Here is a 23,332-nt window from a genome sequence, read left to right on the forward strand (position 1 = left end):
TGGCCTCGATCACCCCAGTAGCCCTGTTTCTAGTACTCAGGAAAGAATCATGAAAACAAGAAAAATACTCTCGCCCTTGTGCCTGGCGCTTGCGCTGGCATATTGCATGCCGTCGTTCGCCGTAGAACGACCGGCCAATTTTGCTGTCACACAACAGCAGATGCAAGCCCTCAATATCCAAGTGCGGGCTTTACAGCGCGATGCCGAACTTGTCGTGCTGAGCCTGCCTGCGCAGGTAGCATTGCCCGCCAGTGGTGAGCAGATCGTCAGCTCGCCCGTGGCGGGCCTGGCGGTGCAGCTGTATGTACAGCCGAACCAGATGGTCAAGCGCGGCGCACCTTTGCTACGCCTGGTCAGCCAGGAGCTCGGCCCTTTGCAATTGCAAGTGCTGCAAGCTGCGAGCCGCGCCGGCCTGGCTCGCCAGACTGCACAGCGCGAACGTGCTTTGTTTGACGAGGGCATTATTGCCCAGCGCCGTGTGCAGGAATCACAGGCGGCACTGCAGGACAGCGAAGCGACGTTGCGCCAGGCCAAAGCTGCGCTGCGCCTGGCCGGTCTGTCGGCGCAGGCGATCGAACGCATTATTGCCAGCGGTAAACTGGAGGATGGATTAACGCTCATGGCCTCCCAGGCCGGCATCGTGACTAATATCGAGGTCAAGCCGGGCCAGAGGGTCGATCCCACCACCGCCTTGCTGCACCTGACACAACTGGATCGCCTGGCACTGGACATCCAGGCGCCCGCCGCCGAATCTGCGGCTTGGCGGGTCGGCGGCACCTTGCAGATAGAGGGACGCAACAGCAAGGCACGCATCGTCAGTATCAGTCCGGTCGTCGCCCCCGGCAGCCAGACGGTCGCTATCCGCGCAGAACTCGATGCCGGGACCAGCGGCTTGCGGCCCGGTGAAATGGTCACCGTGCAATTGCCATTGAGCGCCAATACTGCCGCTTGGGACGTGCCGCTGGCCGCACTGGCGCACGACGGCAAGCAAGCCTACGTGTTTGTGCGCTCAAAGGAAGGTTTTGAAGCCCGCCGGGTGACCGTCGTGAGTAGTGCCGGGCAGCGCGTGCGCGTGTCCGGGACGCTGAAGGCGGGCGATCATATCGCCATCTCTGGCGTCGTGGCCCTGAAAGGCTCCTGGCTGGGCGAAAAAGGAGGCAGCTGATGTTAGCCCGTCTGATTCAGGCTTGCCTCTCGCAACGGCTATTTGTCCTGCTGGCGGCGTTGATGCTGAGTGGTGCTGGCTGGTATGCCTTCAACCAGTTGCCCATCGACGCTTTTCCTGACGTCTCAAGTACGCAGGTCAAGATCATCATGAAGGCTCCCGGCATGACGCCGGAAGAAGTGGAAAGCCGCATCGCGGTGCCGATCGAAGTCGAAATGCTGGGCATTCCCAAGACCAAGGTCCTGCGTTCGGTGACGAAATATGGCCTGGCCGACGTCACTATCGACTTTCAGGACGGCACCGATATCTTCTGGGCCCGCCAGCAGGTCAGTGAACGGCTGGCCGGTATCACGGAGAGCTTGCCGGGTGGTATCAGCGGCGGCATGGCGCCGATTACCACGCCGCTGGGCGAAATGTTCATGTTTACCATTGAGGGCGGCGGCCTTTCCCTGGCCGAGCGCCGCAGTTTGCTCGACTAGGTGATCCGTCCCGCCTTGCGCACAGTATCGGGCGTGGCTGACGTGAATGCCTTGGGCGGTGTGGTGCGCGCCTTCGAAGTCGTGCCCAATACGCTGGCTATGGCTGCCGGCGGCGTTACCCTGGCTCAATTGAGCGAAGCAATCCGCACCAACAACCGCAACGACGGAGCCGGGCGCCTGGGTGAAGGCGATGAGGTGTTGCTGGTGCGCAGCGAAGGCAGCATTACCAGCCTCGATGATCTGCGCGCGGTCGTCGTCACGGTACAGAATGGGGTGCCGCTACGTGTGGGCGCACTGGCCGAGGTGCGTATCGGTTCGCTGACACGCTATGGCGTCGTGACTCAGAGCGGCAAAGGGGAAGCTGTGCAAGGTTTGGTGCTTGGCCTGGCCGGCGCCAATGCGCAGCAAGTGGTCGAAGGCGTGCGTAGGAAGCTCGGTGAGATCCAGCCTACCTTACCCAAGGGCGTCACCCTGAATGTCTTCTATGACCGGGCCGAGCTCGTCTCGAAAGCCGTTGGCGCCGTCTCTTCGGCGCTGCTGGAGGCAACAGTGATTGTCGTCGTCCTCTTGGTTCTGTTCCTGGGCAACATGCGCGCGGCGCTGACGGTCGCACTGGTCTTGCCGCTGGCGGCGCTGATCACGTTCATTCTCATGCGCGGCTTCAATATGTCTGCCAATCTGATGAGTCTGGGAGGCCTGGCCATTGCCATAGGCATGCTGGTCGACGCGGCCGTGGTGGTAGTGGAGAATATCGTCCAAAGGCTGGCGCACGACCCGACGGCTGGCAAGTTACCCCGCCTGCATACGATTTATCGGGCGGTGCGCGAAGTGGCCGTCCCTGTCACCTCCGGCATCGTCATCATCATCACGGTATTTTTGCCGCTACTAACCCTGCAGGATCTGGAAGGCAAATTCTTTGCCCCGGTCGCACTGGCCATCGTCTTTGCACTGGCCGGCTCGCTGCTGCTGTCGCTGACCGTCATTCCCGTCCTGGCCTCGTATCTGCTGCGCGACGTGGCGCATCAGGAACCATGGCTAACGCGCAAGCTGCTGACCTGGTACGAGCCGGTGCTGGTCTGGAGCATGCGCCGGCAACGGGTGGTCGCCATCGGCGCCGTGGCCATGCTGCTCGGCGCGGGTGTGGTCTACACGCAGGTGGGCAAGACGTTCATGCCCACCATGGATGAGGGCGACCTGATTGTCGGTATCGAAAAACTGCCCTCCGTCAGTCTGGAACAAAGCGCTGCGCTGGACCTCAAGATCCATCAGGCATTGATGCAAGCGCTGCCGGAAGTCACTGGCGTGGTGGCCCGCGCGGGCTCGGATGAAATCGGCCTCGATCCGATGGGCTTGAATCAAACCGACACCTACCTCTTGCTCAAGCCAAGAGGTGAATGGCGAATGAAGGGCAAGGAAGCCTTGATAGACGAGATCCGCAAGGTACTCGATCAGTTGCCTGGCATTAAGTACAGTTTTACGCAGCCGATCGAAATGCGTGTGAGCGAGATGATCATCGGCGTGCGCGGCGATATCGCCGTGAAAATCTTTGGTCCCGATCTGGCGCAGCTGAACCAGTTTGCGTCGCAAGTGGAAACTGTTCTGAAAACCATACCAGGCAACCAGGATGTGTACACGGTGCAAAACGATGGTGTGCAATACCTGCGCGTGGCCGTCGACCGCTTGCAGGCTGGCCGATTGGGCCTGAGCGTCGAAGAAATCCAGGATGCGCTGCGGGTCCAGATCGAAGGCCAGCAGGCGGGACATGCGGTCGAGGGCAACCGACGCACGCCTATCTTGCTGCGGGCCGACGAATCTGTCCGTCTGTCACCGACGGATTTTGCCGCCGTGCGCATTACCGCCAAGGACGGCAGCAGCGTGCCGCTCAGTACCGTCGCCAAGCTGGAACGGGCCGAGGGACCGGTCAAGATCGACCGCGAGATGGGGAGCCGCTATAGCGTGGTGATTGCCAATGTTAGCGGACGCGACCTGGTGGGTTTCGTCAACGAAGCCAAAGCCAGTGTGGCCAAGACGCTGACGTTGCCAACCGGCTACCGCATCACCTGGGGTGGCCAGTTCGAGAACCAGCAGCGCGCGGCCGCCCGCTTGAGCGTTGTTGTTCCGGTGGCATTGGGCTTGATCTTTATCGTCCTGTTTTCGACCTTCCGCTCGGTGCGCCAAGCCCTGCTGATACTGTCGATTATCCCGTTCGCCCTAGTGGGCGGCATCGTCGCCTTGTGGGTCACAGGCGAGTATTTGTCGGTGCCGGCATCGGTCGGCTTTATTGCCTTGCTGGGCATCACCGTACTTAACGGCATCGTTCTGGTCAGCTATTTCAATCAGCTGCGTGCCGAGGGAATGGCCTTGGCCGAGTTGGTGGTGCAAGGAGCACGCCGACGCCTGCGCCCGGTGATGATGACCGCCTCCATCACCGCTTTTGGCCTGATTCCGCTGCTCTTCGCCAGCGGCCCGGGCTCGGAAATCCAGCGCCCCTTGGCCATCGTGGTGATTGGCGGCCTGATCACGGCGACCGCCTTGACCCTGTTGCTGTTACCCATTCTTTATTTGCGCTTCGCGGTGGCGAAGCAGGAGAAATCTCATGACTGAACTGTGTTTAACCTTGCTGTGTCCTCCACCGCTGGAAGAGCGCGTGCTCGACACGCTGCTGATGAGCAGTGAAATTTCTCTCTTTACCAGCACTGCGGTGGCCGCACACGGCTTGGCGCACGACCGGCTCAGCACCACCGAGCAAGTGCTTGGCCTTGCCAAGATGACGCGCATCGATGCACTTCTGCCGGAAGAGCATCGGGAAAAGGTGCTGTCCATGCTGCGCCAGGTCTTGCAGGGCGGCAGTGTGCGCTATTGGCTCACGCCCATTACCGAAACGGGGGAGTTGTTATGAAGTATGGATTTCTCATTGCGCTGGCGGCAGGTGTGGTCCAGGCCGCACCACTGCCGCCGACGCCCGGCTTGCTGCCAACAGCGATGGTCCGCCTTTTGTTAGACCAGGATCCGGAGGTGGAAGCTGCCCGTGCCGGGCGCGAGATGCTGCGCCAGGATGCGGCGCTAGCGCAGGACTCGCCTTACGAATGGACCGCCAAGGTCACTGCCCAGCGGCGCACCGTGGAAGCGGGCCCGCATTACAAGGAGTGGAATGCGGGCGTGGAGCGCACGCTGCGCCTGCCGGCCAAGGCAAGCGCGGATCGCCGCATCGGCCAGGCGCTGCTGGAAGAGGGAGAGGCGCGCTATGGTGAGGCCTTGCACGAGACCGCCCGTGAATTGTTGGGGCTGTGGCTGGATTGGGCACACGCGGAACAGGCGCTGGTTTTGGCAGCTGAGCATCAGCAGGCGGCCAGCGACAATCTTGCAGCAGTGAACAAGCGCGTCAAGGCCGGCGATGCCGCCGCGCTCGATGCCAGCCTGGCGCGTGGCGACCTGGCCGACCAGCAACGCGTTAATATCGAAGCCAAAACGGCGGCCGCTGTTGCCTGGGCGCGTTTGCATGCTCGTTTTCCGGGCTTCCGACGCGAGTTGACCACCGTGCCGTCCTCGCTCCCACTTGCCGAGTCGCCTACCTTCTGGCGTGAACGGATCCTGGCCCAGAGTGATGAACTCAAGATTACCGAGGCGCAGCTGCTTAAGGCGCAAGGCGTCAGCGCGCGCATGCGCGCCGAACGCACGCCAGACCCCACGGTTGGCCTGTACACCGCGTCGGAAGTGGGTGGGCGTGAGCGCATCACCGGCATCATGTTCAGCATTCCTTTGCCTGGAGCGCATCGGGCCGGGCGCGACAGCCGGGCAGTGCAGGCGATGGAGGTGTCCCAGCATGAAGTCGCGCTGAAGCGACGCGCCCTTGACGGTGCCATCGCTGTGTCGCTTGCTACTGCGCAAGGCGCGCATGAAAGCTGGCAGGTGGCCGAAGCGGGCGCGGCGGACATGCGTGACAACGCGCGCCTGCTGCAACGTGCCTACACCCTGGGCGAAGCCGATCTGCCTACGCTACTGACGGCGCGGCGCCAGGCCACCACCGCCCAGCAAAACTCCCTGGCGGCGCGGGTGGCGGCGGCACGTGCCTATTACGGCGTCCTGGTCGACGCGCATGTGGTGTGGGACATGGACCATGAATAAGGCATTTTTCCAGGCGTCGCCCGACGCCATGACTTTTAACAGGAGCACTACGTGAAATTGATAACGAACAAACCGGGCCTTGGCGCCTGGTGGAGTTGGCTGGCCGGTACCTTGCTATGGCTGTGCGCTGGCGTCGCGGCGGCGCATGGCGTGTCCGAGTCCGACAAGGGTTTTCTGCAGGCCAGCAGCGGCATGCAGATCCTGCCGTATATTTATCTGGGGGCCAAGCACATGGTCACCGGTTACGATCATTTGCTGTTTTTGTGCGGCGTGATCTTCTTCCTGTATCGCATGAAGGATATCGGCCTGTATGTGACGCTGTTTGCCATAGGCCACAGCACTACCTTGCTGCTGGGTGTGATCAACGGCTGGCACATCAATGCCTATTTCGTCGACGCCATTATCGGCTTGTCCATCGTGTATCGCGCATTCGACAACCTGGGCGGCTTCCAGACGGTCTTTCGGGTACAGCCAAACAAGCGCGCGGCCGTGCTGATTTTCGGTTTCTTCCATGGTCTGGGACTGGCCACCAAGCTGCAGGACTTTTCTCTGTCCGCCGACGGCCTGGTGCCGAACATGATCGCCTTCAATGTCGGCGTGGAGATCGGCCAGCTGCTCGCTCTGAGCATGATCCTGATCGCCATGCGCTACTGGCGCAGCACCACCAGCTTTGTACGGCATGCCGCCACTGGCAATTTCGTCCTGATGACGGCCGGACTCATTCTGGCCGGCTACCAATTCACCGGCTTTCTCAGCAAATAGGAGCACGACCCATGACATCCACACCCATGAACGGCGGCATTTCGGTCGCTAAAAAAGAACTGTTGCGCGGTACCGGCTTGGCGGCCTTGGTTGCCGGCCTCATTTTGACGGTCGCGATCCTGCCTGCCGAATACGGCATCGATCCCACTGGAATCGGCAAGGCGCTGGGCTTGACCACCTTGCATCGCCCGGCGGCCGCCGCTGCCGACAGCGCACCCGCACCGCAGGGCTCGCAGGTAACGGCGCCCGGCGAGGCACGCGCACGAACGATTGCCGCCAAGCAAACCGTGCCATACCGCTCGGACGAGCAGGAAATTACGCTGGCTCCCGGCAAAGGTCTGGAAGTCAAAACCCACTTGGCCAAGGGTGCAACGCTGATTTATTCCTGGGAAACGAAGGGTGGCGCCGTGGTCAACCATGATTTTCATGGCGAGCCGGTCAACGCGCGGGAAGACGAGTTCGAGAGCTTCATCGCCGACAAGGGCGTGAGCAGCTCCAGCGGCTCGCTCATCGCGCCCTTTACAGGTGTGCACGGCTGGTACTGGAAAAACAAATCGGCCGAGCCGGTGACCCTGGTGCTGCGCTCCAGCGGTTTCTACGCGGACATTTACAAAAAGTAAGTAATACGATTGGTTTGCTGTGTGCGGCGCTAATGATACGGTGCCGCGCCCATGTACGACGGCTTATCGCGGCGAGGCCGACCAAAATCGCCGCATCCATGGAGAATTGCATGAAAAAAGTTATGTTGACGTTGGCCACTTTGTTGCTCGTTTCCGGAGTACCTGGCGCGTGGGCCCACACCGACCACGATCATGACGAGGCGCCGGCCCAGATCAAGCTCGAATTGAAGGTCGGCAAGATGGGAGCCACGGTGTATGCCAAAAGCGCGGGCAAGAATTACGCGACGGCAGGCGCAACTGGCGTGTTGACAATCATGACGGGCAATACCAAGACCGACGTCGCCTTGCAGCCCGGCGCGGACAATACGATGATCGCCAAGACGGCGGTGCCGCTGGCCGCGGGCACCCGAGCCCAGGCCAGCATCACCTTCACGAACAAGAACACAGTCAAGGCCGAGCTGGTCGCCAAGTAAGGCACCATGCGGCCCCTCACCGGGCCGCAATGAGGGTTGCGCTGCCAGGGTGTGCCGGATCGTGCATACTGGCAGACTAAGTAAACCAATACGTTATGAAAGCATGGTATGGCATTTTCTTCATCTTCACCCAGTCACAGCACGCATCAGGGTGTCGTGTACGCCTTACTGGCGGCGGCCCTGTTTGGCGCCAGCACGCCCTTTGCCAAAACGCTGGTAGGGCAGGTCGCTCCCGTCACTCTGGCAGGAATCCTGTACCTGGGCAGCGGACTGGGCTTGCTGGGCTGTTTCTTGGTGCGCGCGGTGCTCACCCGCAACTCCAAGGACAAACCCGCCACGCTCACGACTGCGGATTTGCCATGGCTCGCGGGGGCGATTGCCTTCGGCGGCATTGCCGGGCCGGTCCTACTGATGTTCGGCCTGACGCTGACGCCTGCCTCCTCGGCATCGTTGCTGCTCAATATCGAGGGCGTGCTGACTGCCATGCTGGCGTGGTTTGTCTTCAAGGAAAATTTCGACCGCCGTATTTTCATTGGCATGTTGCTGATCGTCGCCGCTGGCATCCTGCTGTCCTGGGAGCAGGTGCCAAAACTGGGCGTGCCTTGGGGCGCGATCGCCATTGTGGGCGCTTGCCTGTGCTGGGGCATCGACAACAACCTGACACGCAAGGTGTCCGCTAGCGATGCCTTGCAAATTGCGGCATTGAAGGGCCTAGTAGCCGGTTCCGTCAACCTGGCCATCGCCATGGCCTTGGGTTACACCTTGCCCAGCGTCAGCATTGCCCTGAACGCAGGATTGGTCGGCTTTTGCGGCTACGGCTTGAGCCTAGTGATGTTCGTGCTGGCGTTGCGCCACCTGGGAACGGCCCGCACGGGCGCTTACTTCTCGGCGGCGCCGTTTGTCGGCGCGGTCATCTCCTTGTTCATGCTGGGCGACATTCCCGGGCTGCTGTTCTGGCTGGCCGCAGCGTTGATGGCCGCAGGCATTTGGCTGCATTTAACGGAAAATCATGAGCACGATCACGAGCATGAGCCGCTGTTACATACGCATGTGCACAGCCACGACGCCCATCACCAGCATACGCACGATGACAGCTGGGACGGCAAGGAGCCGCATGTGCACACCCATCAGCATCTGCCGCTGCGCCATGCGCACCCCCATTATCCTGACATCCATCACCGGCACGATCATTCATGACTCTGGTCAAAAAGAAGATTGCATGGGGCGAAATCGCGGATTCGCACAATGTCGCCGAGTTTATGGGTGTTGAGGGTGAATTCGTACGTTCCCAGGTAGATGGAATGCTTGGAAGGACCAGCAATGGATTGACGAGGTTGGAGCTAACGTCTGAAGGATCGCGCCGCCATTGCCTACGGTGTTCAAACCGCTAACGAACATGCTAGCCCTTTTCTTTCTTACTGGTCCATGTGGTTCCAAGCATACCGCTTTAGAACCGTTCAATGTTCTCTCCTCGAGACAACTCCACTAAATAGCCGTTGTAGCGCGGAAGCCAAACCCACAACATATCCATTAGTAAAGCACCATCATCTGTAATCTGTCGGACGAAGTGATGAGATATATAGCATTGCGTATGGGAGTTATCAGCGGTAGTTGTCAACAAAGATGTCGCGTCAAGTCATGCAGCTTTTCTTAATTCCTCTGGTGGTTTCCGTTCTGGATTCAGCCAGACTTCATCGTTCAATTCCCAATCCCGCGTAGTCCCGGCCCAGCGCTCAGGATGGCGTTGTTTGGCGGCCTCGTAGACTTGCTTGCGGTATTTTAGGATCGCTCCGTCCCGACCATCATGGCGCTGCGCAGGCGTCACGAATTTCAGGCCGCTGTGCTTGTGCTGATGGTTGTACCACTGCACAAATGACAGCGTCCATTGTCGCGCCTTTTCGATACTTTCAAACGGTTTGCTCGGATAGTTTGGCCGGTATTTGCAAGTCCGGAACAGCGACTCGGCGTAGGCGTTATCGTTGCTCACACGGGGTCTGCTGAACGACGGCATGATCCCAAGCTTTTCCAGCGTCGCCAACATTGTGGAGCCTTTCATTGAGCTGCCATTATCCGAGTGGAGCACCACCTCACGCCCGGCCAGCCCCTCGGCCAAGCTGGCCTTGCGCATCAGCAGCGACGCCATTTCCGCAGACTCGGCGACGTTCACTTCGTGCGCGACGATCTTGCGGCTGTAGACGTCAAGAACCATGTACCAGTAAAGATACAAGCCTCGCACGCTGGTCGGCAGCCAAGTGATGTCCCACGCCCACAAGCGGTTCGGCTCGGTTGCGCAGTGGCTTGTGACGACCCTTGTGCTGGGCTTCTTGGCTCGGCCGCGGTGATGCTGCTGCTTCTCGTCTTTCAATATCCGGTAGACGGTCGATTCTGATGCTAGATACTCGCCCCGATCAGCCAAGGTCGGCACGATCTGGCTAGGTGGACTACTGGCAAATTCAGGGCTGTTGGCAACCTTCACAATCTGCTGGCGTTCCTCTTCGCTCAATTTGTTGGCCGGTGCCACGCGCCGACTGCCTTTGCGCCCGTCCGCCTGACTGCCATCACTGCCCTGCATCCAGCGCTGGTAGGTTCGAAGGCTGATCTCCAGCGCACCACACGCCTGCGCACGGCGACATCCGCCGTCAACAGCTTCTTCAACTAGCGTAATCACTTGCTGGCGATCTGGGGCGCAGATCAATCGTCCTCTGGCTCCCCCCAGATCGCCTGGGCTTTTTTTCTGAGAATGATCAGCGCCGCCGCCTCCGCCAGTGCCTTCTCTTTACGCTGCAAATCCTTCTTCAATTGCTTGATTTCCTTGCGGTCGCTTTTGCCTTGCGCGCGCAGTTCGCGGTGACGCTCGGCCGGCGCTTCATTGGCCTGCTGGCAGGCCTCGCGCCAATCGGCAACCTGCTCGACGAACAAGCCTTTGCTCCTGCAGTATTGAGCCAGTTCGGCCTCGTTCATGCGTGCTGTCTCCAGCACCACCCCAAATTTATCCGCCGACGACCACACCACGGCATTCTTTCCATTTCCCGGCACCGCCACTCCCTGAGATTGTAGATTTCGTCGCCAAGTATAAAGTGTCTGTTCCGAGATACCATTCTCCTTCGCCAAGGCCGATACCGGCCTGTTCTCCGGCGGCATCATTTGCCGAAGGATGGCTTCCTTGCGCTCTGCTGGATACTGATTCACTATACGTCTTTGCTCCGCCCCCGGATGGATTAAAGTGATTCAAGTGACGCGACATCTATCCTGACATAGGGGGCAAGCAAAATCATCGCGCCAACAGGGCAAATTCGCTTCCATGGACGCTCGGACCTGACATTGCACAACAACGCCCGCTATCCGTCTTTCGTCTACACCTCGCTGGACCCTGTGGTTGCCATGAACAGCGCCTTGCGCCGAGCGGGGATGAAGCAGGTCAACGGTCCTCCCGTGGTGTATATGCTCACACTGCGCGATCCGCTCAATGCAATTTGGGAAATGGCGGCAAGCCGCATGAGTGGGAACTACTGATGGAGACAAATCTATCTTGCGTCCATGTAAAGCCGCATCTTGGAACACTGTTCGACATTGTGCAGGCAACCATCGGGCACTGAGCTGAGCTGATCTTAGGCTCACATAAGAGTGTGAAGCACCATTCGATGTTGGTTTGAGCCAGCTACTGATCCGCAAAAACTCAAAGGCCAGGCCCGCTATGACGACTTACCTTTGCTATCCATAGAATGCGGCCGACCAATGGTGCGGCGATTTCATCGATAGCAGCCCAATCTGCGACCTGGATGACTAAAATTGAGAATCCGTGAGCACCTTTTCTTCAGGCCTGCGGCGGCCCCGAATAGCGCCCCTTTCGCCGCGCAGAATCTAGGGGAGATCATGTGAAATTCGCAGACTCAATCAAGTTCCAGGCGTGGAAGCAAATATTGCATAAAGCTCGTCGAATTCGGCTTGAAGCTTTTGCTTCTCTTCGACGAGGGCATTTTTTTCATCGACAAGTCTGTTATTGATCGCGCGGACCTCTTCGACTGCCTCTGGGGAAAAGGAGCGCACCTTGGCATAGGATGCCTGTTCTTGGGGCTTGTTGCCCTTGCCCGGATACATGTTGTGCGCTGGGTCAAACCAGACCACATGGAACACCTTGTCCCACACAAAGCCATGGATTCGACCCCAATTCGTTCCAAGCCTCACTTCGAAGGCCCTGCTCACGACTTTTTTTGCGTCGGCGGTCACTGCCGGCAAATCCTTTTTGTCTGGACGTTCAACGATCAATTTCGCAACGACCGCCTCGATCGTCGAATCCGGGAATTTGTTGTGCAATCCATTCTTCGTGTTGAAAATGGATTTTGCCTTCAGCGAGCTGTGGGTCTGCTGAACTATTTCGTCCTCAGTGCTTTTCTGCAAATCAGTGATGCACTCAAAGAGCTTCACGTAATAATCGCTGTTGAGTCCATGGAGAAAAAAATAACCGTCGTCATCCCAATCGACGTGTTCGAACGACACTGCAAGCTTTATTGAGGTCGCGAGCTGAAATGATTTCTCGGCAAGGCCGGAATACTTATTTTCCCGCGCCATCTTGACGAAGCTGAGCTTGGAAGAACCGCGACAACGCATCCTTTGAAATGACCGCGCTGCTTCCCTGCGATTCTGGAATGCCACCTCTAGCATCCAACCAAGGCGCCTCTCTATGAGTCATCGTGCTCAGCGCTGCGCCATCGTAACGACCATAGGCCGCAACGATGTCGGCCACATCGGCCTCCATAGCTTTGTCCTCAACCTCTGCGGGGAGTTCGACATCGATCGCGCGCCAAGAGTAGCTGCTGTATTTTTGGTAGAGCTCCGGAATCACCGGGCCGTGCTGCCAGGCTTGGAAATCCTCTGGGAACAATTCTTTTCCGTCGGCGAGCATATATCCCTGCGCGTAATAACATAGCTTCTGCAATTTCATCGGCGAGGGGCTTTCCGCAAAAATGGCGCGATGAATTTGGATCAGCGTTTGCTGCAACGTATCCAGATCTTTTGACAATGCCATGATTTCCTCACATGTTTGCCCACAATTTGCAGGGCATTAAAATACATTAGTTTTATTCTAACAACATTACAAGAATCATCAAAGGTCTTAGTGATTCCGAGCAGACGCGCGGACACTACGGGAACTGGGCGAACTGCCGAGGGAATACCTCTTTCTAAGTGAAGTAAGTCGCCTCGCACAACATCAGTAATCCAGCGCGCTAATTGAGCCTCTGCGAACTTTTCAGCCCGCTAGCATAACATGCGCGCGCAGAGTGCACCCCCTATGTCAGGATAGATGTCGCGTCACTTGAATCACTTTAATCCATCCGGGGGCGGAGCAAAGACGTATAGTGAATCAGTATCCAGCAGAGCGCAAGGAAGCCATCCTTCGGCAAATGATGCCGCCGGAGAACAGGCCGGTATCGGCCTTGGCGAAGGAGAATGGTATCTCGGAACAGACACTTTATACTTGGCGACGAAATCTACAATCTCAGGGAGTGGCGGTGCCGGGAAATGGAAAGAATGCCGTGGTGTGGTCGTCGGCGGATAAATTTGGGGTGGTGCTGGAGACAGCACGCATGAACGAGGCCGAACTGGCTCAATACTGCAGGAGCAAAGGCTTGTTCGTCGAGCAGGTTGCCGATTGGCGCGAGGCCTGCCAGCAGGCCAATGAAGCGCCGGCCGAGCGTCACCGCGAACTGCGCGCGCAAGGCAAAAGCGACCGCAAGGAAATCAAGCAATTGAAGAAGGATTTGCAGCGTAAAGAGAAGGCACTGGCGGAGGCGGCGGCGCTGATCATTCTCAGAAAAAAAGCCCAGGCGATCTGGGGGGAGCCAGAGGACGATTGATCTGCGCCCCAGATCGCCAGCAAGTGATTACGCTAGTTGAAGAAGCTGTTGACGGCGGATGTCGCCGTGCGCAGGCGTGTGGTGCGCTGGAGATCAGCCTTCGAACCTACCAGCGCTGGATGCAGGGCAGTGATGGCAGTCAGGCGGACGGGCGCAAAGGCAGTCGGCGCGTGGCACCGGCCAACAAATTGAGCGAAGAGGAACGCCAGCAGATTGTGAAGGTTGCCAACAGCCCTGAATTTGCCAGTAGTCCACCTAGCCAGATCGTGCCGACCTTGGCTGATCGGGGCGAGTATCTAGCATCAGAATCGACCGTCTACCGGATATTGAAAGACGAGAAGCAGCAGCATCACCGCGGCCGAGCCAAGAAGCCCAGCACAAGGGTCGTCACAAGCCACTGCGCAACCGAGCCGAACCGCTTGTGGGCGTGGGACATCACTTGGCTGCCGACCAGCGTGCGAGGCTTGTATCTTTACTGGTACATGGTTCTTGACGTCTACAGCCGCAAGATCGTCGCGCACGAAGTGAACGTCGCCGAGTCTGCGGAAATGGCGTCGCTGCTGATGCGCAAGGCCAGCTTGGCCGAGGGGCTGGCCGGGCGTGAGGTGGTGCTCCACTCGGATAATGGCAGCTCAATGAAAGGCTCCACAATGTTGGCGACGCTGGAAAAGCTTGGGATCATGCCGTCGTTCAGCAGACCCCGTGTGAGCAACGATAACGCCTACGCCGAGTCGCTGTTCCGGACTTGCAAATACCGGCCAAACTATCCGAGCAAACCGTTTGAAAGTATCGAAAAGGCGCGACAATGGACGCTGTCATTTGTGCAGTGGTACAACCATCAGCACAAGCACAGCGGCCTGAAATTCGTGACGCCTGCGCAGCGCCATGATGGTCGGGACGGAGCGATCCTAAAATACCGCAAGCAAGTCTACGAGGCCGCCAAACAACGCCATCCTGAGCGCTGGGCCGGGACTACGCGGGATTGGGAATTGAACGATGAAGTCTGGCTGAATCCAGAACGGAAACCACCAGAGGAATTAAGAAAAGCTGCATGACTTGACGCGACATCTTTGTTGACAACTACCGCTTTCCACCTCTTCGCCCCATCCGTAGATACGGTCTTCCAGATCACTGCGGGAAAGAATTGCACCGGGGCGTGCCAGCAATGCTTGCAACAACGCGAACTCACGGTTAGAGAGTTGCGCCGGGGCACTACTGTTGACTGCGGCCTCTCGCGTGGCTGGATCAAGCGAGACAACCCCGTTGCTGAGTATGGGCGTTGCGCTGCCTCCCTTGCGTCGTAGCACGGCGCGCATGCGGGCCAGCAGTTCGGCCATTTCAAAGGGCTTGAGCACGTAGTCATCGGCCCCGCCATCCAAGCCGCGCAGTCGATCATCGAGGCCGTCACGGGCGGTGATGATGAGCAGTGGAACGGGGTTGTCCTTGGCGCGGATGTTGGTCAACACCTCCAGCCCATCCTTGCCAGGCAGTCCAAGGTCGAGCAGCACCAGGTCATAGTGCTGGCAACCCAATGTCGTAAGGGCAGTTTGACCGTTTTTTACCCAGTCGGCCGCATAAGAGGCGTCTTTCAACGCCCCTTGGATGGCTTCGCCAATCATGGTGTCGTCTTCGACCAGCAAGACTCGCATTATTCCTCCTTCTTATACCGATAATTCAATGCGCTGTTCTGGCAGCCCTTTGCTTGAATAGCAAAATACTAGTCAAAATGAAGGCGAATAATGCCGCTGATGCTGAGTAACGACTCAGAGCCAGGCCGCCTGCACTGAGCGGCTTATCCAAAAAATCCCCCACCACGGCACCGAGAGGTCGAGTCAAAATGAATGCTGTCCAAAAAAGCAGGGTCCGCGACACATTTGTCCAATGGTAAGCTGCAACGACCAGTGCCAACAAGACGCTGAACACTATAGCGGCGCCGGTGTAGCCCAAGCCAGCGGTACCGGCTGTCCAGTCGCCCAGTGCCGTTCCCAAGGTCTGAGAAAACATGATAGTTACCCAGTAGCATATCTCGGCTTTCGGCGAACTGAGCGTGCTGACCGACACTGAGCCTAGTGTTCGATGCCATATAAATAGGGAACCGAACAACAAAGCTATAAGTAAGGTCGAGCCACCAGCGTACCCGATACCAAGTGATCGGTCTGCAAAATCAGCCAGCGTCGTGCCGACTGTGGTAGTTGCAATGATGGTTGCCCAGTAAAGGAAGGGGTGAAATTTCTTGGCCTTGATTTGCGCAAATACCGCTGTCAGAAATACCGCCAAGAAAATAGCAGTACCAATCAGGTACCCCAAATTCATGGACATCGAAACGGCATCGCCAGCTGTTTCGCCGAGCGTGGTGGCTGCAATCTTGATGATCCAGAAAGCGAGCGTCACTTCAGGGACTTTGCCTAATGCTTTTTCGGTTGAAATATTCATCTCAATTCCTGTTTGCTAGTTAGTGCTTGGCTTGGAGGGAGTCAAAAATGGTCACCAGGTCAGCTAAAGCTTTTTTGCAGTCGATTTGACTGGGCACATCTGCACGTAGGGCGCTAAGGGCGCGGTCAAGGGCTTTGTCGAGCATATGCCAGTCAGTCGCTGCACGGGGCTTCAAGCCTGCTTCCGCCGAGTCCCATGCGACCTCCAACTCCTTGATCCGCGTTTTAGCAGCTGGCAGATCGCCTTTGTCGACGAGGGCAGCAACCTCTGCGGTGATGGTCCGAAACGCAGACAGATCCCCAAGCTTGGATGCAGTCTTTGCCTGCAGTGCAGAAGTAGCCTGACTTGTTTTTAATGAAACAGAGCCTGCCGTACCGGTGTTGGTAGACTTTGAGCAGCCAGCCGCAAGGGCCAAGAGAGCGATGGCCGATAGTGTGGTAACGGAGTGAGTTAGCGAATGCAGATGGCGCATGATTTCTCCTTGAGTTTTTCGATAGAGTTTATTCGACGGCTTGTGCATTCATGCGATTGCCAACGCTAAACTGCGCGACGGCCACCAGCATCACGATCACGGTTAGGAATAGAGCACTGGTCCACATGGCACCCATGCCGAGGCCCCCATAGGCCTTGGCCTGCGTCAGCAGGTCGCCAAGTGCGGCACCGAAGGGGCGAGTCAGGATGTAGCCTATCCAGAAGGTCAGAACGGCGTTGCCGCCCATGCGCCATACCGCATAGGTGATAGCGATCAATATGCCGAATGACATCGCCCCCCATGTGAAGCCCAGAGCGATCGCTTCGGTCGCCAAGTCACCTGCCGCCGTGCCCAGTGCAAACGTGCAAAGGATGGCAGACCAGTAAAACAACTCCCTGCGCCGTGTGAAAATCTCATGGATGGACAAAGTACGTTCCACCCAAAACCAAACCGCAAAAATTCCTGCCAGCGCCACGGCAAATGCTGACGTGCTGACATACAGGCTCACGCCTAGCCCATCGGTGAGCAGGTCGGTAATCTGGGTGCCCACCACGCTGACCAGCACGACCGAAAGCCAGTAAATCCAGGGCGTGTAGCGCCGCGTTCGTAACTGTATGATTAGGGCAACAGCCAACAGCGCGCCCATCACTGTGCGAGTCATGCTTTGGCCGAAGCCAGCATTGACAGCCAGAAAGTCGGCTCCTGTTTCTCCGACCGTCGTGGACATGATCTTGATGACCCAGAATGAGAGCGTCACTTCGGGGACTTTGTTGAGCCAATTTGATGTGGAAGGCATGGTCAGCGTATTCATGGCGTTGTTTCCTGCAAGGGCTGGTTGTTCTTGGGGCAAGTTTGACCGGCCAAACTTAGGCCAGCCATAGGCCCATCACTTGCGCACCCATCCAATTTGGATGAGTTTTCGGAAGAGACTTCGATGAACGCTCAGGGTAAGGCGGTAAGCGGCGGGCAAATACATGCGTACTTCACGAAAGGCCAGCCACGCACTCAGCACCCCGACCATGGCCGCACCCACCATGTCCAGCGGGAAATGAACGCCGAGATAGATACGCGCCCAAGCAACAGGCAGCCCCAATAATGCCAGTGCCAGGCCAGCCACACGTGAGCTGCTGTGCATCAGGAAACTAAAGGCGACGGCCCATAGGAGCGTCAGATGGTCGCTCGGGAACGAAGAATCAGCCGCATGGGGAATCAGGGTGTGCCCCAGACCGATCATGAAAGGACGTGGATGTTGCGAAACCAGCCCAATGATCTGGTTGATGAGCAAGCCTGCTAGACCTGACGCGGTCGCTTCGAGCAAAACCTTGCGGGTATGTTCGCTTCCGCGTAGCCAGCCGAGCCCAAGGATGGCCGGGAGCGCCCAAATGGCATATTCAGCGAAAATGGTGGCGACGGCCAACAGCAGCGTGCTTGGATGCTCTGGTGCATTAAGCCAGAGAAATAGTGCGTGATTGAGGTTTTCCATTTGTTCTCCGTGGCCGGATCACCCCATAGGGGTGCCCCGACCATAGTGGCGTATAGTCAATCTCGCTTGTCGTGGTCGTCGTCACGATCCGCTTTGTCTTCGGCGGACGAAATGACCGTGCCTTTGTCGGCATCGACTTTGACATCAAAGACCTTGGCCCCACTGACGACTTCCACGTCGTAGACCCAGCCCTGTTTCGAGTTTTCGTACTCAGCGCGTGCAGCTTTGCCATTGGCGTGTTGCTCGGCAGTGGTGACAGCCTGAGCCAGCGGGATTTTGGCTTTGGTGATGGCCATGGCATCGTTTTCCATGCTGCCTTGGGCGGCATAGGCAACGGTGGCCGCAGCGGCGATGGCTGCGGCCAGGATAGAAAGTTTGCTGTAGCGATTCATGGTGCTTCTCCAAAAAGAACGCAGGTATTTGCGTAATGGAGAGACTACGGAGGATGACTTAGCTGGCACTGAGCCGCTGCAAAATAGTTTAGTTTGCTTTATTTTCCGTTTTCTGCGACGCCTCCAGGGAGGACGGCCCATATCAAACCCATCACTTCATGTCAGTTGGCCCTGCATACGGGCTCCAACCCAAATGTTTGATTACTTGCTCGCAGGAGGAAGAAGGTTCTGCTCGATGCGGCGTCGGTTAAAGGAATCTTCCCTGTCAATGTAACGCATGGCAGACTGTGCGTTTTTCCAGCCGACATGTTCCATCAGCGTTTTCAGATCCCACCCATTGGCAGTCGCCCAGGTGGCAAAGCCGCGGCGCAGCGAGTGGGCGCTGTACAACTCAGGTGCATCCACGCCAGCTTCTTGCAGGATATTACGCAGGAGCGGCACCAAGCTATCGATGTTCAATCCGTTGACGCCGATGTTGCCCCAGCGATCAATGGCACGAAACACCGGTCCAGCCGTCAATTTCGCTGCGGCGATCCATTCCTCATAAGCGCTGACCGGGCACAAGCGCGACAACAACGGCACCTTGAAATTGCCACCCTTGAGCTGGTGATCGCCTTTGGTGCGCGGCAAGAAACAAGTCATCCCTTCACCTGGCGTGATGTGAATATGCTCGATCTGCAAGCGCGTCAGCTCATCGCCGCGAAACCCGCGCCAGAAACCGAGGAGAAACAACGCTTTGTTGCGGCGGTACCGCAACTCGGTGGCCAGTTCACGCTGGGATTGCGCGGCGTCGACGTTGGCCGTCAACCAGTGATCGACCGCCATGAGTTGATCGATCTGGAATGGTTTTGCCCGCTTTTCCTCGGCTGGGTGCAGCGTCTGGATACCGCGTAAGACTTGGCGTACTACTGGAGCCTTGGTTGGGTCGGGAAAGCCCTGGTCGAGATGCCACTGGGCTAATGCGGCCAATCGCTGACGCAGGGTGTTGATAGCATACTTGCCGGCTCGGTCGGCTAGGTAGCGTGCCACGCTATCGGATGTCGTTGGCAAAAAACCACCCCATTCAACTTCAAAGTCGCGGACCGCGCTTCGATAGCTCTTTCGCGTGTTCTCGCGCGTGGCAGCCTGCAGAAAGAGGTCGATATCAGACATGGCATGGTAAGGCAGAAAAAGCGGGCGGGAAAGGTCGGCTGGGTAGATCGTCGCTAGTGGCGTTGCCAATTATGTCCGGTGCTATCGGCAAATGTACAGCAAACGCGGAAAAAATGGCACGAAAAGACGTCTGACACAGGATAACCTTATATTATCCGGCCTCAATTTCAAGCCGAATATCACCTTGATTTTCGCGAAAAATGGTATGTAATTACATGGTACGTAAGACGTTATCTTATTTCATGGAGTGGCCATGGCTCGTGCTGGACTGTATCACTCAGATGTCAAAAAAGCACGCGATGCCTTGCTTGCGCAGGGGCGTCACCCTTCGGTTGACGCTGTTCGTGTGGCGTTGGGTAACACCGGGTCCAAGACCACTATCCACAAGTACCTCAAGGAACTGGAGGCTGAGGACGGCGGCGCCGGCGGTAAACGCTCATCGATCAGCGACGCCTTACAGGATCTGGTCGAGCGGTTGGCCGCTCGGCTGCAGGAAGAGGCAGATGAAGACGTAACGGCGCTCCGCGCTGAAGCCGACGCGAAGGGGGCCGCGCACGTGGTTTCCTTACAAGCGGCCCAGATGGAGAACTCGCAGCTGCGGTCTCGCGTATTGGAGCTTGAAATAGCCCTAGAAAAGCAAGGCGCGGCACTGGTGGCCAGCCAGGCCGATCATCAAAGCGAATCGACCATGCGTTTGGTCGCCGAGCAGCAGGTGGCGGATCTCGTGCAGCGCCTAGCCGAGAACCAGGCACATCACCAATCGCTGGAAGAAAAGCATTTGCATGCGCGCCAAGCGCTGGAGCACTACCGCCAGTCCGTAAAGGAGCAACGCGAAGCCGACATACGGCGCCACGAGCAGCAGGTCTAGCAGGTGCAGGCCGAGCTACGCTTGGCACAGCAAATGATCGCTGTGAAACAAGACGAAACGACCCGCCTGAACCAGGAGGGAGCGAAACTGGTTGCCGAGATGGCGCACGCTAAGCAGGACCTATATGAGCAACTGACGCGGGGCCGCAAGCTGGAGGAGAAGATCGACACGCTGCAATCCTCGCACACCCACGCTGCCGATACGGAGCGCCAACTCGCCGGAAAAATCGCCGAGGCAGAGCTGCTGGCTGAACAGCTGAGGGACGCCAACGATCAGATGGCGCCCGTCCGGGCCCAAGTCCGCGAACTAGAGCTTTTACTTGCGCAGGCAAACGCGAAGCTGCAGGCGCAGGTGCAAATTGGCGAGCAGATGCGGGCCTACCTCGACAAGATCGCGGCCGCTCCAACAATAGAACGGGCAAATCATTGTGCTTCTCCGGTCGCTACGGCTGAACTCGACGATGCGGGCCTCTGATTGCTCGCTTTAGGCTTCGGCACATTCATGTTCTAATTGTGAAAGGGCGAAGTTCGTGAGCGGAATATGTCAAATTTATTGAGAAGGTAGGTCGATATGGGACAATCAAAAATCAAGCAGCGTGAAGGCTTTCCACCAAAGCTTATCGAAGAGTGGGAAGCGGACGATTGCGTCAATTTCGCGGTCGCATTGGCTAGGCTAACTGGCTGGCTGCTTCACGTCGACTGGATCGTCAAATCGCTACCGCCATACGATGATGTATCGGACGACAAACTCTCACCCTTGCGTGTCTACGTCCAAGACAATCGTGAGGGGATTTTTGATGTGCGCGGAGTGAAGACACTTGTCGAATTCCAAGAAAGCACAATTGCCAAACGCGCTATAAGAGTCCTGACGGCATTGAGGATTAATGGCGGAGTGCTCACGCGGTTCTACTCTGAGAACAAACTATCCACGCTGCCATTGCGAAGCTTGCCGGATGAAAGTAAGATCGCGCAGGCTATGGAGGCAATCAAGGCGAATCCCACCTATCTCGAAGCAATCCCCCCAAAGCCGCAGTCGCGTATTCCTATACACGATGCCGCTAGATACACTTTTGGAGGGTGCGTCGCTTATGCCGAAGCTATGCATGAGCTGACAGGTCTACAGCCCGTCGCAATCTTGGGGAAGAAATTTTCCCCACTGTACAGCGCAACGGAGCGCTCTAGCGATGGCTATGTCCACAGTATTGTCGTGCATCCTGACGGAATGGGGGAGGACGCATGGGGTATCGCGCCCATTCAGGATATAGCTGGGCGCTTTGGGGCGGTCGAGTTTGAGATTAGTAGCGATACCCACGGAGAGGTCGTTCAAAATTATCATCGAACTTCCAGCGATAAATATGAAGCCGAACTGAAGGTTGCTCGCCAATTGATAGCTCAATATCGACTGGAATCGAGTGCCGCATAACGAGCGAGGCCCCGTCATCCTGGCCGACCCTCATCTTGAAGTCGCTTGAATGGTCGGCCCCAAAAAGTAAAGTTTGAGGGGTCTATACATGGAAAATCAATTTATCGAAACACCTGAGAATTATGCTGCTGCGCTCAAAGAAATAGATGTACTTATGTCAGCAGAACCTGGAACTGCAGAAGGACGGCGCCTAGAGATTTTGGCGGACCTCGTTCAGAAATATGAGGCGAAACATTTCTCGATGTACCTTCGTACAGAGGCAGATGAGGGCCTGCCGATTGACGAGGAGATCCCTGGCCGGCCTAGCGCCACATCAAACCGTGCACATTAACCGGTATGGTGAATACACGCTCGGTCAGGAACTATAACTGCCACTGATGAACTACATAACGAGAATTTTCTAATAAATCAAACAGTTACAGCATGATTTGGGTATTTTTACACGAATCACGGCCGACCCGCGACTCGGTCGCAAAATATGGAAGAAGTGGACCGGCTATCATCGACGCAGTCTGGTTGAAACCAAAATGCGTTGCTTCAAGCTACTCGGCGAGCGGGTGATGGCCCGCGACTTCGACCGACAGGTAGCCGAGTTGCAGGTTCGTGCCGCCATCCTAAATCGCTTCACCCGATTGGGCACGCCTACAACGGTGGCCATACCATAAATCCGTCTGGGGTTTGGGGTTTTACGCGCTTAGCTTATTTGTGCAACAAAGCCTTTTCGAGGGGATGGGCACATTTAGCCGTCCAAGAAGGGAAAATCTACCCCAAAAAAGTAAAAGAATGATGCTAACGAACACAAAGCCTTGGACGAAAATCGTCAAATTGACCGGCGTTTCAATGGGCAGCCGAGGCTACTTTTACATTTTTTGGGGATGGGCACAAATAGCCAACTTAGATCAAATTCTGGGAATTTTTACAGGAATCCCGGCCGGCATTAGGTAGATGCTGGCCGGTACAGCGATACTCGTGGGACATAAAATTTTCTGTACAGCCAATATTCCTGCCGTGAGTATGCAATTAATATTTCTTTCCATGTAATCAATAGCTTAGTTAGCTTTTCGCGAAAAAAACCGCAATCCCGGCCGACCCTCTTTCAGGTCGCGCGCCGCCATGGTGATGGAAAACTGGCCCGCGTATTCCGGCATCAAGTTGATGCCGGCAAAGCAGCTGCCCCATTCGGCGCCGGCCAGTGCGCGGCCACCGGGACTTTGTTCGGACTCTTCCAGCTTGCACAGGCGAGACGAATGGCCCGTGCCGCGATGGTCGGGGATGAGGAATTCAAAACCGGGAAAGCTGCGGCGCAAGGTGGGCAGCAAATTGTAGAACGAAGCGCCCGATTCGCCGGGGCCGCCCGCCACCAGCCACAAGGTCCCTTTGGCTGGCTTGTCGGCAGGCACATCGGCGGCAAACTTGCGCACGAAGACGTGCATAGCATCCGTGTCGCCGACGGCGCGGCCCTGGGCATCGTAGCTGCCGGGCACGTTCAATCCCGAGCACAGGCTGCCGGGGGCGGCCGTATCGGAGCAGGGTGTGAAAAACAGCGGTTCGGCATGCAGGGAGGTGCCAGCCAGCAGAGTGGCCAGCAAGGTCAGGCGGGGAAGAAAGGTCATCGGCTACTTTGGCGGCGG

24 protein-coding genes and 2 pseudogenes are annotated in these 23,332 nt (G+C 57.3%); 15 read left to right on the top strand and 11 right to left on the bottom strand.

All coding sequences use genetic code 11. The annotated features are described in order from the left end of the window. Positions 1 to 49 precede the first annotated feature (49 nt). The 8 genes and pseudogenes from H4V96_RS10955 to H4V96_RS10990 all read left to right on the top strand — a co-directional run bounded on the left by H4V96_RS10955 (position 50) and on the right by H4V96_RS10990 (position 8,821). Complete coding sequence (locus H4V96_RS10955) at positions 50 to 1,165, top strand: efflux RND transporter periplasmic adaptor subunit (RefSeq protein ID WP_280720929.1); 1,116 nt, start codon at positions 50 to 52, stop codon at positions 1,163 to 1,165. Next, a pseudogene (locus H4V96_RS10960) lies at positions 1,165 to 4,248 on the top strand (CusA/CzcA family heavy metal efflux RND transporter). Before H4V96_RS10955 ends, H4V96_RS10960 begins: the two are co-directional and overlap by 1 nt. Beyond that, the gene (locus tag H4V96_RS10965) at positions 4,241 to 4,543 is read left to right on the top strand and encodes a DUF3240 family protein (protein ID WP_196855714.1); all 303 of its coding nucleotides are present in this window, start codon (positions 4,241 to 4,243) and stop codon (positions 4,541 to 4,543) included. Before H4V96_RS10960 ends, H4V96_RS10965 begins: the two are co-directional and overlap by 8 nt. Next, a complete protein-coding gene (locus tag H4V96_RS10970) occupies positions 4,540 to 5,769 on the top strand; it encodes a TolC family protein (protein ID WP_196855713.1) in 1,230 nt (409 codons plus the stop codon). Before H4V96_RS10965 ends, H4V96_RS10970 begins: the two co-directional genes overlap by 4 nt. A 99-nt stretch (positions 5,770 to 5,868) precedes the next feature. Further along, a complete protein-coding gene (locus H4V96_RS10975) occupies positions 5,869 to 6,531 on the top strand; it encodes a HupE/UreJ family protein (RefSeq protein ID WP_280721183.1) in 663 nt (220 codons plus the stop codon). A gap of 11 nt (positions 6,532 to 6,542) precedes the next feature. Beyond that, positions 6,543 to 7,151: a transmembrane anchor protein gene (locus H4V96_RS10980; RefSeq protein WP_280720930.1), complete on the top strand. Its 609-nt coding sequence runs from the start codon at positions 6,543 to 6,545 to the stop codon at positions 7,149 to 7,151. Positions 7,152 to 7,261: 110 nt separating this feature from the next. After that, positions 7,262 to 7,624 carry a hypothetical protein gene (locus H4V96_RS10985; RefSeq protein WP_196855711.1) on the top strand — a complete coding sequence of 121 codons (363 nt, stop codon included), beginning with the start codon at positions 7,262 to 7,264 and terminating at the stop codon, positions 7,622 to 7,624. Positions 7,625 to 7,732: 108 nt separating this feature from the next. Next, positions 7,733 to 8,821 carry a DMT family transporter gene (locus H4V96_RS10990; RefSeq protein ID WP_102123996.1) on the top strand — a complete coding sequence of 363 codons (1,089 nt, stop codon included), beginning with the start codon at positions 7,733 to 7,735 and terminating at the stop codon, positions 8,819 to 8,821. Between the two features lie 439 nt (positions 8,822 to 9,260). Here H4V96_RS10990 and H4V96_RS10995 read toward each other — a convergent pair. Further along, a protein-coding gene (locus H4V96_RS10995) for an IS3 family transposase (RefSeq protein WP_280721166.1) occupies positions 9,261 to 10,768 on the bottom strand; the annotation gives its coding sequence in 2 pieces (ribosomal slippage) (positions 9,261 to 10,351 and positions 10,351 to 10,768; 1,509 coding nt in all). A 177-nt stretch (positions 10,769 to 10,945) separates the two neighbouring features. On the opposite strand from H4V96_RS10995, the gene H4V96_RS11000 reads away from it, so the two are divergent. Beyond that, positions 10,946 to 11,137, top strand: coding sequence for a hypothetical protein (locus tag H4V96_RS11000; protein WP_196857169.1), 192 nt, complete (start codon positions 10,946 to 10,948; stop codon positions 11,135 to 11,137). A 381-nt stretch (positions 11,138 to 11,518) separates the two neighbouring features. On the opposite strand, the gene H4V96_RS11005 is transcribed toward H4V96_RS11000, so the two are convergent. After that, the gene (locus H4V96_RS11005; RefSeq protein WP_280720931.1) at positions 11,519 to 12,193 is read right to left on the bottom strand and encodes a hypothetical protein; all 675 of its coding nucleotides are present in this window, start codon (positions 12,191 to 12,193) and stop codon (positions 11,519 to 11,521) included. Further along, on the bottom strand, positions 12,177 to 12,650 hold the full coding sequence (locus H4V96_RS11010) for a type II toxin-antitoxin system antitoxin SocA domain-containing protein (protein ID WP_196857167.1): 474 nt from the start codon (positions 12,648 to 12,650) through the stop codon (positions 12,177 to 12,179). Before H4V96_RS11010 ends, H4V96_RS11005 begins: the two co-directional genes overlap by 17 nt. Positions 12,651 to 13,026: 376 nt before the next feature. Between H4V96_RS11010 and H4V96_RS11015 the strand changes: the two genes are divergently transcribed. Then, positions 13,027 to 14,534 (top strand): IS3 family transposase gene (locus tag H4V96_RS11015; protein WP_280721166.1). Its coding sequence is split into 2 segments (ribosomal slippage): positions 13,027 to 13,444 and positions 13,444 to 14,534, totalling 1,509 coding nucleotides; the frame shifts between segments, so codons are not numbered across the junction. Here the strand turns inward: H4V96_RS11015 and H4V96_RS11020 are convergent. From H4V96_RS11020 to H4V96_RS11050, 7 genes are all read right to left on the bottom strand, one after another. Further along, the gene (locus tag H4V96_RS11020; RefSeq protein WP_196857174.1) at positions 14,517 to 15,128 is read right to left on the bottom strand and encodes a response regulator transcription factor; all 612 of its coding nucleotides are present in this window, start codon (positions 15,126 to 15,128) and stop codon (positions 14,517 to 14,519) included. The genes H4V96_RS11015 and H4V96_RS11020 overlap by 18 nt on opposite strands. A gap of 25 nt (positions 15,129 to 15,153) precedes the next feature. Next, positions 15,154 to 15,912, bottom strand: a complete 759-nt coding sequence (locus H4V96_RS11025) for a hypothetical protein (protein WP_196857175.1) — start codon at positions 15,910 to 15,912, stop codon at positions 15,154 to 15,156. 19 nt (positions 15,913 to 15,931) lie between these two features. Then, positions 15,932 to 16,384, bottom strand: coding sequence for a hypothetical protein (locus tag H4V96_RS11030; RefSeq protein WP_102123992.1), 453 nt, complete (start codon positions 16,382 to 16,384; stop codon positions 15,932 to 15,934). A 28-nt stretch (positions 16,385 to 16,412) separates the two neighbouring features. Further along, entirely contained in the window at positions 16,413 to 17,195 is a 783-nt protein-coding gene (locus H4V96_RS11035) for a hypothetical protein (RefSeq protein ID WP_102123991.1), read from the bottom strand. Positions 17,196 to 17,270: 75 nt separating this feature from the next. Further along, positions 17,271 to 17,867: an undecaprenyl-diphosphatase gene (locus H4V96_RS11040; protein ID WP_196855216.1), complete on the bottom strand. Its 597-nt coding sequence runs from the start codon at positions 17,865 to 17,867 to the stop codon at positions 17,271 to 17,273. Between the two features lie 56 nt (positions 17,868 to 17,923). After that, the gene (locus H4V96_RS11045) at positions 17,924 to 18,259 is read right to left on the bottom strand and encodes a PepSY domain-containing protein (RefSeq protein WP_196855215.1); all 336 of its coding nucleotides are present in this window, start codon (positions 18,257 to 18,259) and stop codon (positions 17,924 to 17,926) included. Between the two features lie 201 nt (positions 18,260 to 18,460). Beyond that, on the bottom strand, positions 18,461 to 19,411 hold the full coding sequence (locus tag H4V96_RS11050; protein ID WP_196855214.1) for a site-specific integrase: 951 nt from the start codon (positions 19,409 to 19,411) through the stop codon (positions 18,461 to 18,463). Between the two features lie 253 nt (positions 19,412 to 19,664). Between H4V96_RS11050 and H4V96_RS11055 the strand changes: the two genes are divergently transcribed. The 5 genes and pseudogenes from H4V96_RS11055 to H4V96_RS11075 form a co-directional block, all read left to right on the top strand. Next, a complete protein-coding gene (locus H4V96_RS11055; protein WP_280720932.1) occupies positions 19,665 to 20,279 on the top strand; it encodes a DNA-binding protein in 615 nt (204 codons plus the stop codon). Between the two features lie 21 nt (positions 20,280 to 20,300). Next, on the top strand, positions 20,301 to 20,753 hold the full coding sequence (locus H4V96_RS11060; protein WP_280720933.1) for a hypothetical protein: 453 nt from the start codon (positions 20,301 to 20,303) through the stop codon (positions 20,751 to 20,753). A gap of 96 nt (positions 20,754 to 20,849) precedes the next feature. After that, on the top strand, positions 20,850 to 21,701 hold the full coding sequence (locus tag H4V96_RS11065; RefSeq protein ID WP_196855213.1) for a hypothetical protein: 852 nt from the start codon (positions 20,850 to 20,852) through the stop codon (positions 21,699 to 21,701). 88 nt (positions 21,702 to 21,789) lie between these two features. Beyond that, entirely contained in the window at positions 21,790 to 22,032 is a 243-nt protein-coding gene (locus tag H4V96_RS11070) for a hypothetical protein (RefSeq protein WP_196855212.1), read from the top strand. 130 nt (positions 22,033 to 22,162) lie between these two features. Next, positions 22,163 to 22,366: pseudogene (locus H4V96_RS11075) on the top strand (IS5/IS1182 family transposase); the annotation flags it as partial. A gap of 384 nt (positions 22,367 to 22,750) precedes the next feature. On the opposite strand, the gene H4V96_RS11080 reads toward H4V96_RS11075, so the two are convergent. Further along, positions 22,751 to 23,314 carry a hypothetical protein gene (locus H4V96_RS11080; protein ID WP_196855211.1) on the bottom strand — a complete coding sequence of 188 codons (564 nt, stop codon included), beginning with the start codon at positions 23,312 to 23,314 and terminating at the stop codon, positions 22,751 to 22,753. Positions 23,315 to 23,332: the final 18 nt, after the last annotated feature.

This window comes from Janthinobacterium sp. CG_23.4, assembly GCF_029892305.1.
Classification (GTDB): Bacteria; Pseudomonadota; Gammaproteobacteria; order Burkholderiales; family Burkholderiaceae_D; genus Janthinobacterium; species Janthinobacterium lividum_D.

Excerpts from the sequence above, each read along its gene's own strand:
- H4V96_RS11010 (WP_196857167.1), bottom strand. The coding sequence starts at position 12,650 with ATGGCATTGTCAAAAGATCTGGATACGTTGCAGCAAACGCTGATCCAA.
- H4V96_RS10955 (WP_280720929.1), top strand. The coding sequence starts at position 50 with ATGAAAACAAGAAAAATACTCTCGCCCTTGTGCCTGGCGCTTGCGCTG.
- H4V96_RS11035 (WP_102123991.1), bottom strand. The coding sequence starts at position 17,195 with ATGAATACGCTGACCATGCCTTCCACATCAAATTGGCTCAACAAAGTC.
- H4V96_RS10970 (WP_196855713.1), top strand. The coding sequence starts at position 4,540 with ATGAAGTATGGATTTCTCATTGCGCTGGCGGCAGGTGTGGTCCAGGCC.
- H4V96_RS11080 (WP_196855211.1), bottom strand. The coding sequence starts at position 23,314 with ATGACCTTTCTTCCCCGCCTGACCTTGCTGGCCACTCTGCTGGCTGGC.
- H4V96_RS11055 (WP_280720932.1), top strand. The coding sequence starts at position 19,665 with ATGGCTCGTGCTGGACTGTATCACTCAGATGTCAAAAAAGCACGCGAT.
- H4V96_RS11065 (WP_196855213.1), top strand. The coding sequence starts at position 20,850 with ATGGGACAATCAAAAATCAAGCAGCGTGAAGGCTTTCCACCAAAGCTT.
- H4V96_RS11040 (WP_196855216.1), bottom strand. The coding sequence starts at position 17,867 with ATGGAAAACCTCAATCACGCACTATTTCTCTGGCTTAATGCACCAGAG.
- H4V96_RS11030 (WP_102123992.1), bottom strand. The coding sequence starts at position 16,384 with ATGCGCCATCTGCATTCGCTAACTCACTCCGTTACCACACTATCGGCC.
- H4V96_RS11005 (WP_280720931.1), bottom strand. The coding sequence starts at position 12,193 with ATGGCGCGGGAAAATAAGTATTCCGGCCTTGCCGAGAAATCATTTCAG.
- H4V96_RS11070 (WP_196855212.1), top strand. The coding sequence starts at position 21,790 with ATGGAAAATCAATTTATCGAAACACCTGAGAATTATGCTGCTGCGCTC.
- H4V96_RS10985 (WP_196855711.1), top strand. The coding sequence starts at position 7,262 with ATGAAAAAAGTTATGTTGACGTTGGCCACTTTGTTGCTCGTTTCCGGA.
- H4V96_RS10990 (WP_102123996.1), top strand. The coding sequence starts at position 7,733 with ATGGCATTTTCTTCATCTTCACCCAGTCACAGCACGCATCAGGGTGTC.
- H4V96_RS11050 (WP_196855214.1), bottom strand. The coding sequence starts at position 19,411 with ATGTCTGATATCGACCTCTTTCTGCAGGCTGCCACGCGCGAGAACACG.
- H4V96_RS10980 (WP_280720930.1), top strand. The coding sequence starts at position 6,543 with ATGACATCCACACCCATGAACGGCGGCATTTCGGTCGCTAAAAAAGAA.
- H4V96_RS11045 (WP_196855215.1), bottom strand. The coding sequence starts at position 18,259 with ATGAATCGCTACAGCAAACTTTCTATCCTGGCCGCAGCCATCGCCGCT.
- H4V96_RS10965 (WP_196855714.1), top strand. The coding sequence starts at position 4,241 with ATGACTGAACTGTGTTTAACCTTGCTGTGTCCTCCACCGCTGGAAGAG.
- H4V96_RS11020 (WP_196857174.1), bottom strand. The coding sequence starts at position 15,128 with ATGCGAGTCTTGCTGGTCGAAGACGACACCATGATTGGCGAAGCCATC.
- H4V96_RS11025 (WP_196857175.1), bottom strand. The coding sequence starts at position 15,912 with ATGAATATTTCAACCGAAAAAGCATTAGGCAAAGTCCCTGAAGTGACG.